This window comes from Bradyrhizobium betae (assembly GCF_004123905.1).
GTDB classification, from domain to species: domain Bacteria; phylum Pseudomonadota; class Alphaproteobacteria; order Rhizobiales; family Xanthobacteraceae; genus Bradyrhizobium; species Bradyrhizobium betae_A.
Map to the genome: position 1 here is coordinate 117,658 of NZ_MZXW01000007.1, position 8,996 is coordinate 126,653.

Below are 8,996 nucleotides of genomic sequence, written 5' to 3' on the forward strand. Positions count from 1 at the left end.
CTATATTCCGGCGTCTTTTCCACGAGGTAGGAATGTTTCGATCGACCTGGACCGCCGTCGTCACGGCATTGTGCATAGCGTTATCAGCCCACTTCAATCCGGCCGCCGCGCAGGACCGCCGTGTCCCGTCATCGCCGGCCGAGCTGCGGCTGTCCTATGCGCCGATCGTGCAGCGGGTGCAGCCGGCGGTCGTCAACGTCTATGCCGCCAAGGTGGTGCAGAACCGCAATCCGCTCCTCGATGATCCGATCTTCCGCCGCTTCTTCGGCGTGCCAGGTCAGCAGCAGGAGCAGGTCCAGCGCTCGCTTGGCTCGGGCGTGATCGTCGATGCGTCCGGGCTCGTCGTCACCAACGTTCACGTGATCGAGGGCGCCGACCAGGTGAAGGTCTCGCTGTCGGACAAGCGCGAGTTCGAGGCCGAGATCGTGCTGAAGGATTCCCGTAGCGATCTCGCGGTGCTGCGATTGAAGGATACCAAGGAGAAGTTTCCGGCGCTCGAATTCACCAATTCGGACGAGCTGATGGTGGGCGACGTCGTGATGGCGATCGGCAATCCCTTCGGTGTCGGCCAGACGGTGACCCACGGCATCATCTCGGCGCTCGCGCGCACGCAGGTCGGCATCACCGACTACCAGTTCTTCATCCAGACCGATGCGGCGATCAATCCCGGCAATTCCGGTGGCGCGCTGGTCGACATGAATGGCCGGCTCGCCGGCATCAACACCGCGATCTATTCGCGCTCCGGCGGCTCGCAGGGCATCGGCTTTGCGATTCCGGCCAACATGGTGCGCGTCGTCGTTGCCTCCGCCAAGGGCGGCGGCAAGGCGGTGAAGCGTCCCTGGCTCGGGGCGAAATTGCAGGCGGTGACGCCGGAGATCGCCGAGAGCCTCGGCCTGCGTTCGCCGACAGGTGCGCTGGTCGCAAGCGTGGTTGCGAGCGGCCCCGCGGCCAAGGCTGGGCTGAAATCCTCCGATCTCATCACCGGCATCGACGGCCAGACCGTCGATGATCCCAATGCCTTCGACTACCGCTTCGCCACGCGTCCGCTCGGCGGCACCGCGCAGATCGACGTGCAGCGTGGTGGCAAGCCGGTCAAGCTCACGGTGGCGCTGGAGACCGCGCCCGATACGGGGCGCAACGAGCTCGTCGTCACCGCGCGCTCGCCGTTCCAGGGTGCCAAGGTCTCGACCATCACGCCGGCGGTCGCCGACGAGCTGCATCTGGACGCCGACACCGAAGGCGTCGTGATCACCGATCTCGGCGGCGACAGCGCGGCCGCGAATGTCGGCTTCCAGAAGGGCGACATCATCCTGGCCGTCAACAACCAGAAGATCGGCAAGACCGGCGACCTCGAAAAGGCCGCAGGCGAGCGCCCGCGGATCTGGCGCATCACGCTGGTGCGCGGCGGTCAGCAGATCAACGTCACGCTGGGCGGATGAGTCCGAAGCGACCACAGGAGACGCCAACTCTCTTCGCCGCGGCGGGGCTCGATCACGAAGCTCCGCATCCGCTGCCGGACCGGCTGCGTCCGCGTGTGCTGTCGGAGGTCGTCGGCCAGGATCACATCCTCGGTCCCGACGGTGCGCTGACGCGCATGCTGGAGACACGCACGCTGGGATCGCTGGTGTTCTGGGGGCCGCCCGGCACCGGCAAGACCACGGTGGCGCGGCTGCTGGCCGATGCGACGGATCTGCATTTCGAGCAGATCTCGGCGGTGTTCTCCGGCGTCGCAGATTTGAAGAAAGCGTTCGATGCCGCGCGCGCCCGCCGCGAGATGGGCAAGGGCACGCTGCTGTTCGTCGACGAGGTGCATCGCTTTAACCGCGCCCAGCAGGATTCGTTTCTGCCCGTGATGGAAGACGGCACGGTGGTGATGGTCGGCGCCACCACTGAAAACCCGTCCTTCGAGCTCAACGCGGCGCTCCTGTCGCGCGCGCGCGTGCTGGTGTTTCGCTCGCTCGATGCCGCCGCAATCGAAAAGCTGTTCGCGCATGCCGAGGAGGTCGAGGGCAAGAAGCTGCCGCTCGATGACGAGGCGCGCGCGGTTCTGGTGCGCATGGCCGACGGCGACGGCCGTGCCTCACTGACGCTCGCAGAGGAGGTCTGGCGTTCGGCGCGAGCGGACGAGATTTTCAACGCCGCACAATTGCAAGACATCCTGCAACGCCGCGCCCCGATCTACGACAAGTCGGCCGACGGCCACTACAATTTGATCTCGGCGCTGCATAAGTCGGTACGCGGCTCCGATCCCGATGCCGCGCTCTATTATCTCGCGCGCATGCTCGATGCCGGCGAGGACCCGCTGTTCCTGGCCCGCCGCGTGGTGCGCATGGCGGTGGAGGACATCGGCCTTGCCGATCCGCAGGCGCTCGTCATCGCCAATGCGGCCAAGGACGCCTTCGACTTCCTCGGGCATCCCGAAGGCGAGCTCGCGATCGCGCAAGCCGTGGTCTATCTCGCCACCGCGCCGAAATCGAACGCGGTCTATACCGCCTTCAAGGCTGCGATGCAGACGGCAAAGCAGGCCGGCTCGCTGCTGCCGCCAAAGCACATCCTCAATTCCCCGACCAAGCTGATGAAGTCGGAAGGCTACGGCGCGGCCTACGAATACGACCATGATACCCCCGACGCCTTTTCGGGGCAGGACTACTTCCCGGAAGCCCTGGGCCGCCAGAGCTTCTACGACCCGCCCGAGCGGGGTTTCGAGCGGGAGATCCGCAAGCGACTGGATTACTGGGCCAAGCTGCGGAAGGAGCGGGGCGGGACGTAGGGCTTTCAGCCCTCTAGAGGCGTACATTTACGGTTTACGTAACGCGTAAATCTTGCTACTCGGCAGGGAAATTCCCATGCCCCATACACCCACACATCCCGGCGAGCATCTAGCCGAAGAACTGCGCGAACTCGGCATCACGGCCGCGGAGCTGTCGCGCCAGATCGACGTGCCGGTTAATCGCATCACCGGCATCATCAACGGGCAGCGTGGCATCACTGCCGATACGGCGCTGCGGCTTGGCCACTGGTTCGGCACGAGCCCGCAATTCTGGATGAACCTGCAACAGCAATATGAGCTGCGATTGGCGGAGAATGAGGTAGGCGCGCAAGTTGCGTCGCTGCCCCGCCGCGCCAACGCGCAGTCGACACGAAAGCTTGGAAAAACCGCATGAGCCGCCGCATCAAGAGAATGAATCCCAAGCCTCGCGAGCGCGACGAGCGCAAGGAGGCGCGTCCGTTCAAGGCGGGCAGTGCGAAGAAGGCGGGGCCGCGTCCTGGCGGCAAGCCGGGTGGGCGGCCGCCGCGCTTTGCGGCCGAGCGCGCTGAGCGGCGTGTGTCGGAGCCTGCGCTGGAAAAGCCTGCGCCGGAAAAACCGGTCGAGGTGCTGCTGCCGACCAAGGTACAGACCGTCAAGGTCACGGCCGACGAGAACAACATGCGCGTCGACCGTTTCCTCGAGGCGCGTTTTCCGGGGCTGTCGTTCTCCCACATCCAGCGCGTCGTGCGCAAAGGCGAGCTGCGCGTCGACGGCAAGCGTGTCGACAGCAAGGACCGGCTGGAGGAGGGCCAGAGCGTCCGCATTCCGCCGCTGAAGCTCGACACGCCGAAGGCTGCCAGTCCGCTCTCGGAAGCCGCGCAAAAGACGTTGGCCGCGCTGAAAGAGATGACGATCTACGAGGACGACGATGTTCTCGTGCTGAACAAGCCGTTGGGCCTTGCCGTGCAGGGCGGCTCGGGCATGACGCGGCACATCGACCAGATGCTGGAGGTGATGCGCGATTCCAAGGGCCAGAAGCCGCGCCTCGTGCATCGCATCGACAGGGAGACGTCGGGCTGTCTCCTGATCGCCAAGACGCGCTTTGCCGCCTCGCATCTGACCGGCGCCTTCCGCTCGCGGTCGGCGCGGAAAACCTATTGGGCGCTGGTGCCGGGCCTGCCCAAGCCGAAGCAGGGCCGTATCTCGACCTTCCTTGCGAAGGAGGAAAGCGAGGACGACACCATCATGCGCATCGCCCAGCACGGCGATGAGGGCGCGAGCCACGCAGTGACGTATTATGCGGTGGTCGAGACTGCCGGCAACAAGCTGACCTGGGTGTCGCTGAAACCGGTCACCGGGCGCACGCATCAGCTGCGCGCGCACATGGAGCATATCGGTCACCCCATCGTCGGCGATCCCAAATATTTCAACATCGAGAACTGGCAGCTGCCGGGTGGTTTGCAGAACCGTCTGCATCTGCTCGCGCGCCGCATCGTCATTCCGCACCCGCGCGGCGGCGTGATCGACGCCACCGCACCACTGCCGCCGCACATGCAGCAGTCGTGGAATCTGCTGGGGCTCGATGCGAGCCGTTTCGATCCGATCGAGAACGCACCGGAGGAGTAGGGGCTACATTCTCCGGTGTCATCGCCCGCGTAGTGTTCAGACTGGGACATAGCTGACGGTTGTTCGGACACATCACTGACAGTTTGACCGCGGGTCAAGTCGATTGAGCCGACCTGCCAGCTGGCAAAGAAGACACCGTAACGGCCTTCGCGGGGCATGACAGCGGTGATTGTGGTTGCGACCGCCCCTCAATTCCGAAACTGCTCCAGAAACATCCGCAAACTATCATGCGGGCTCTCGACGTCCGTGATCAGCCATCCTTCAGGCCCGTTGACCAGGACGAAATTCAGCACCACCCGGCGGCCGTGATTGTCGAAATTCGCCGCGACATAGGTCTTGTCGTATTGCCGGCGCACGACCGCGATCGTCACGGGGCCGAGCTTCCAGCTCGGGCTCTGCACCAGGAAATCGTAGGGCTCGAGCCTCGGCGTGCTCCAGGTCTTGCGCAGGGGGGCATCGAAGAATTGCCGGGCGGTCACGGCATCGCGCGGCAGGCCTTTCGACAGCTCGGGTGCGCCCTGGCCGTAATAGGCGTAGACATTCCGGACCAGCGATTCCGGGGTGCGAAAGCCGGCCTCCGCCACGACCGGCCAAAGCCCGGCCAACAGGGCCACAATGCCGGCAAGTTCCCTCATGCCCGCTGCTCACTTTATCGGCCACAGGTCTTAGCTTAAAAGCCTAGCATTCAGAGACCAGGGCCGAAACGAGATGCGCGAATTGTTCGATGAGGTTGCGGGGCGGTCCCCGCTCGATCCGCAGGAGGCGGTGCGCCAGGCCGCGCGCACGCCGCAGCGCAAGCGTTTTTACACGGAGGCGGGCGTGGCCGAGGCCGAGGGCGGCTTCGCCATCACGCTCGACGGCAAGCCGATCCGCACGCCCTCCCGCCGTCAGGTGGTGATCCCCTCGCGCGCGCTGGCCGATGCTGTGGCCGCGGAATGGGCGGCCCAGGGCGAGACGATCAATCCCGTGGCCATGCCGCTGACGCGGATCGCCAACAGCGTGGTCGAGGGCGTCGTCGATCGCGTCGATCTCGTAGCCGAAGACCTCGCAAAGTATTTCGAGTCCGACCTGCTGTTCTACCGCGCGGGCCACCCCGAGGGACTGGTCGCCCGCGAGACCGCCCATTGGGATCCCGTGCTGTTCTGGGCCGCGGAGCGGCTCGGGGCGCATTTCATCCTGTCCGAGGGCGTCATGCACGTGAAGCAGCCGGAGGAAGCGGTTCAGGCCGCCCGCGCGGCGCTGCCCGGGGATGCCTGGTCGGTCGCGGCGCTCCACGTGGTCACGACCCTGACCGGCTCGGCGCTGCTGGCGCTGGCGCTGGCCCATGACGTGCGCGATGCCGACCAGATCTGGGCCGCCGCCCATGTCGATGAGGACTGGAACGCCGAGAAATGGGGCGTGGACGAGGAGGCGGCCGCCCGCCGCGCCGCTCGCCTGAAGGATTTTCAGGCCGCCGTGACAGTTTTGGTGGCCGTGAAGCCGCCGCAAGCGGCCAAAGGTCCTTAACGAGAGGTTTACGAGGGCGGCCTTAGGGTGGGGCTAGCGCTCCCTGGGCCCCTGAGATGCCGACGCCGATAAGCTCGATCGTTCCCGTCAGTGCCGCCAGCCCTGTGGCTGATGCGGCGACGCCCGATCTCGTGCTTCAGGCCGGCAGCGTCGTGGACGCAAGGGTCGTCAGCGTGATGGCCGACAATCTGGTGCGGATCGCGATCGCCAACCTTTCGATGGACGTGATGTCGGAGGTGTCGCTGACGCCGGGGCAAAATCTCCAGCTCGCGGTGTCGCAGAATGACGGCACCGTCCGGCTCGCCGTCGTAGGCGGGACAGGGCAGGCGACCGCCGACCAAATCACGCTGACACCGTCTGCCGCGTCGCTGGTGGACAGCCCGTCGCTGGCGCCGACCGCGGCACGCAACACGCTGACGCCGCTGGAGCACGTCGCCGTCACCGTCGCCTCGGCAGAGGCCGTCACAAAACAGGGCAGCCAGGCGCCGCTGTTCGCCAACCTCGCCTCCGTCGTCACCGGCAGCGATCTGCCGGCGGGGCTGAAGCAGGCGGTGCTGGATGTGCTGGCGCAGCAGACGCCGCTCAACACCGCCCTCGATGGCGGCCATATCGAATCCGCCTTCCAGAAGTCCGGACTGTTCCTCGAGGCTTCGCTGGCCGCAGGCACGACGCCGTCCTCCGGCACTGTGCCGGACCTGAAAGCGGCGCTGCTGGTGTTGCGCCAGACGTTGGCCACGCTCGAGACTGCCGCACCGCAGGCGCAGGGCGCGGCGATCCCGACGAACGCCACTACGACGCCGCAGGTCGCCGCCGCGCAGGCTCCAGCAGCAGGTGAAGCTGTGCAAGCCGCACTGCCTTCAACGGGAGCCGAGATCGCCCAAGCGCCGCGTAGCGCCAATCCCGCGGCGGCCGTGCTGGCCGACATCGCTGGCGGCGCTCCGCCGGCCGTGGTGCCGCGAACCATGTCCGCAGGCCTTGCCGCGAGCCTGCTGCAAGAGGTCACGCAAAACCTGCCGCGCCTGATCGGGAACGTGCCAGGCTCGAACAAGGCCGTGCCCGATGGCCAACTCTTCGAGGCCGCCACGCGCACGACGCCGCCGCCGTTCCGCGGCGCGCTGCCGGCTGCGCAGGCTATCGCCTCGCCATCGCTCGCGCCGGATACACCGCTCGCTGCAACCTTGCATCGCCTGCTCGACGACACCGATGCCGCGATCGCGCGGCAGACGCTGTTGCAAGTCGCATCACTCCCCGATCGCACCGATGCCAGCGGTCACCGCATCGACCCGAGCGCGCCGCAGTGGAATTTCGAGATTCCGTTTGCGACGCCGCAGGGCACTGCAATGGCGCAGTTCGAGATCTCGCGCGACGGCGGCAATGAGTCGGCCGATCCCGCCAAACGCGCCTGGCGCGCGCGCTTCACGCTCAATGTCGAGCCGGCCGGTCCCGTGCATGCGCTGATCACGCTCAACGGCGACAAGACTTTTGTGCGGATGTGGGCCGAGCGGCCGGCGACCGCGCAACAGCTTCGCGCCGGGATCGGCGAGCTCAGCCAGGCGATGACCAGGGCCGAGCTCAAGCCCGGCGATATCGTGGTGCGCGACGGCACGCCGCCGCAGCCAGCACCGGCCCGCGCCGGCCATTTCCTGGATCGCGCGACATGAGCGATCCATCAAAACTCGCGATCGCGCTGCATTACGAGAAGGGCTGCAACGCGCCTGTCGTCGTCGCCAAGGGCAGGGGCACGATCGGCGAAAAGATCGTCGAGATCGCCAAGGCCAACGACATCCCGATCGAGGAGAACGAGATCTTGGCCGGCGCGCTCTCCAGGGTCGAGCTCGGCGAGGAGATCCCGCCCGATCTCTACAAGGCCGTCGCCGAGGTGCTGGTGTTCGTGCTGCGGCTGTCGGGGCGGCGCTGACGCGCTGTCATCGTTTCACCACGATATCGGCTGCATGGTCGCGGCCATTGTCATCGCTTGACGGACATCGCCCTTGCTCACCCGCCGTTCCACCCTCGGCCTTCTCGCCGCAACTGCAATCCTGCCGTCGCGTGCGTTCGCCCATGTCGCGCCGCCGCGCAACGAGATCCGTGACACCCTTGCAAAACGCTTCACCGACCTCGGCACGTCTGGCACCTTTGTCGGCTACAAGGTCGAGGACTACCTGATCGTCGCCAGCGACAAGGAGCGTTCGGGCGAGGCCAAGCTGCCGGCCTCCACCTTCAAGATCCCGAACTCGCTGATCGCGCTGGAGACCGGCGTCGTTGTCGATCCCGACAAGGACGTGTTCCCCTGGGACGGCGTGAAGCGTCCGATCGAGGCCTGGAACAAGGATCACACGCTGCGTAGCGCGATCGCGGTGAGTGCGGTTCCGGTCTATCAGGAGATCGCGCGCCGCATCGGGCAAGAGCGGATGCAGAAATACGTCGATCTGTTCGACTACGGCAATCGTGATATCGGCGGCGGCATCGACCAGTTCTGGCTCACCGGAGCCTTGCGCATCGATCCGGTCGAGCAGATCGATTTCGTCGACCGGCTGCGCCGCCGCGCATTGCCGATCAGCAAGCGCAGCCAGGATCTCGTCGCTGACATCCTGCCGGTGACCAAGGTTGGCGACAGTATCATCCGTGCCAAGTCCGGATTGCTAGGGGCCGAGCGCGGCCAGCCGTCGCTCGGCTGGATGGTCGGCTGGGCCGAGAAGGGCGAGGCGCACACGGTGTTCGCGCTCAACATGGATTGCACTGAGCCGCGTCTCGTCGGTGAGCGCATGCCGCTGACGCAAGCCTGCCTTGCCGAGATCGGCGCGGTCTAGCTGGCGCGCGCGAATTCGCTCGATTAGCATCGTCCCGACCAAGCAAAATAAAAGGTCGGGAGGATAACGATGAACTCAACGCCGCTCTGGTGTCGTCGCAAGCCGGGTGAGCCGTAGGGACTCGCTCTCCCGACCTGTCATTGCGAGGAGCCCTTGCGACGAAGCAATCCAGACTGTCTCCGCGGAGGGATTCTGGATTGCTTCGCTGCGCTCGCCAATGACGACGTGGAGGCAGTCTTGCGCCAAACACCGCGCTCGTGCCCCGGACGCAGCGCAGCGCGCAGCGGTGCGCTGCAGAGCCGGGG

9 protein-coding genes are annotated in these 8,996 nt (G+C 66.1%); 8 read left to right on the forward strand and 1 reads right to left on the reverse strand.

Annotated features, from left to right (window positions below; translation table 11 throughout):
• Positions 1-32 precede the first annotated feature (32 nt).
• From B5V03_RS04595 to B5V03_RS04610, 4 genes are all read left to right on the forward strand, one after another.
• Positions 33-1,439 (forward strand): DegQ family serine endoprotease, encoded by a 1,407-nt coding sequence (locus B5V03_RS04595; protein ID WP_164987781.1) that lies wholly within the window; start codon positions 33-35, stop codon positions 1,437-1,439.
• Positions 1,436-2,770: a replication-associated recombination protein A gene (locus tag B5V03_RS04600; protein WP_129268093.1), complete on the forward strand. Its 1,335-nt coding sequence runs from the start codon at positions 1,436-1,438 to the stop codon at positions 2,768-2,770. Before B5V03_RS04595 ends, B5V03_RS04600 begins: the two co-directional genes overlap by 4 nt.
• A 76-nt stretch (positions 2,771-2,846) precedes the next feature.
• Positions 2,847-3,164, forward strand: coding sequence for a HigA family addiction module antitoxin (locus B5V03_RS04605; protein ID WP_129268094.1), 318 nt, complete (start codon positions 2,847-2,849; stop codon positions 3,162-3,164).
• Positions 3,161-4,375, forward strand: a complete 1,215-nt coding sequence (locus B5V03_RS04610) for an RluA family pseudouridine synthase (RefSeq protein WP_129268095.1) — start codon at positions 3,161-3,163, stop codon at positions 4,373-4,375. The genes B5V03_RS04605 and B5V03_RS04610 overlap by 4 nt, the downstream gene beginning before the upstream one ends.
• 188 nt (positions 4,376-4,563) lie before the next feature.
• On the opposite strand, the gene B5V03_RS04615 is transcribed toward B5V03_RS04610, so the two are convergent.
• Complete coding sequence (locus B5V03_RS04615) at positions 4,564-5,010, reverse strand: hypothetical protein (protein ID WP_129268096.1); 447 nt, start codon at positions 5,008-5,010, stop codon at positions 4,564-4,566.
• A 73-nt stretch (positions 5,011-5,083) separates the two neighbouring features.
• Between B5V03_RS04615 and B5V03_RS04620 the strand changes: the two genes are divergently transcribed.
• The 4 genes from B5V03_RS04620 (at position 5,084) to blaOXA (ending at position 8,691) form a co-directional block, all read left to right on the forward strand.
• A complete protein-coding gene (locus B5V03_RS04620) occupies positions 5,084-5,881 on the forward strand; it encodes an ATP12 family chaperone protein (RefSeq protein WP_129268097.1) in 798 nt (265 codons plus the stop codon).
• Positions 5,882-5,937: 56 nt separating this feature from the next.
• Entirely contained in the window at positions 5,938-7,542 is a 1,605-nt protein-coding gene (locus tag B5V03_RS04630; RefSeq protein WP_164987782.1) for a flagellar hook-length control protein FliK, read from the forward strand.
• Complete coding sequence (locus B5V03_RS04635; protein WP_129268098.1) at positions 7,539-7,799, forward strand: EscU/YscU/HrcU family type III secretion system export apparatus switch protein; 261 nt, start codon at positions 7,539-7,541, stop codon at positions 7,797-7,799. Before B5V03_RS04630 ends, B5V03_RS04635 begins: the two co-directional genes overlap by 4 nt.
• A gap of 73 nt (positions 7,800-7,872) precedes the next feature.
• Positions 7,873-8,691, forward strand: a complete 819-nt coding sequence (blaOXA, locus tag B5V03_RS04640; protein ID WP_129268099.1) for a class D beta-lactamase — start codon at positions 7,873-7,875, stop codon at positions 8,689-8,691.
• Positions 8,692-8,996 lie beyond the last annotated feature (305 nt).

Bases quoted from the DNA above. Each gene is read 5' to 3' on its own strand.
- B5V03_RS04595 (WP_164987781.1), top strand. From the start codon at position 33: ATGTTTCGATCGACCTGGACCGCCGTCGTCACGGCATTGTGCATAGCG.
- B5V03_RS04600 (WP_129268093.1), top strand. From the start codon at position 1,436: ATGAGTCCGAAGCGACCACAGGAGACGCCAACTCTCTTCGCCGCGGCG.
- B5V03_RS04605 (WP_129268094.1), top strand. From the start codon at position 2,847: ATGCCCCATACACCCACACATCCCGGCGAGCATCTAGCCGAAGAACTG.
- B5V03_RS04610 (WP_129268095.1), top strand. From the start codon at position 3,161: ATGAGCCGCCGCATCAAGAGAATGAATCCCAAGCCTCGCGAGCGCGAC.
- B5V03_RS04615 (WP_129268096.1), bottom strand. From the start codon at position 5,010: ATGAGGGAACTTGCCGGCATTGTGGCCCTGTTGGCCGGGCTTTGGCCG.
- B5V03_RS04620 (WP_129268097.1), top strand. From the start codon at position 5,084: ATGCGCGAATTGTTCGATGAGGTTGCGGGGCGGTCCCCGCTCGATCCG.
- B5V03_RS04630 (WP_164987782.1), top strand. From the start codon at position 5,938: ATGCCGACGCCGATAAGCTCGATCGTTCCCGTCAGTGCCGCCAGCCCT.
- B5V03_RS04635 (WP_129268098.1), top strand. From the start codon at position 7,539: ATGAGCGATCCATCAAAACTCGCGATCGCGCTGCATTACGAGAAGGGC.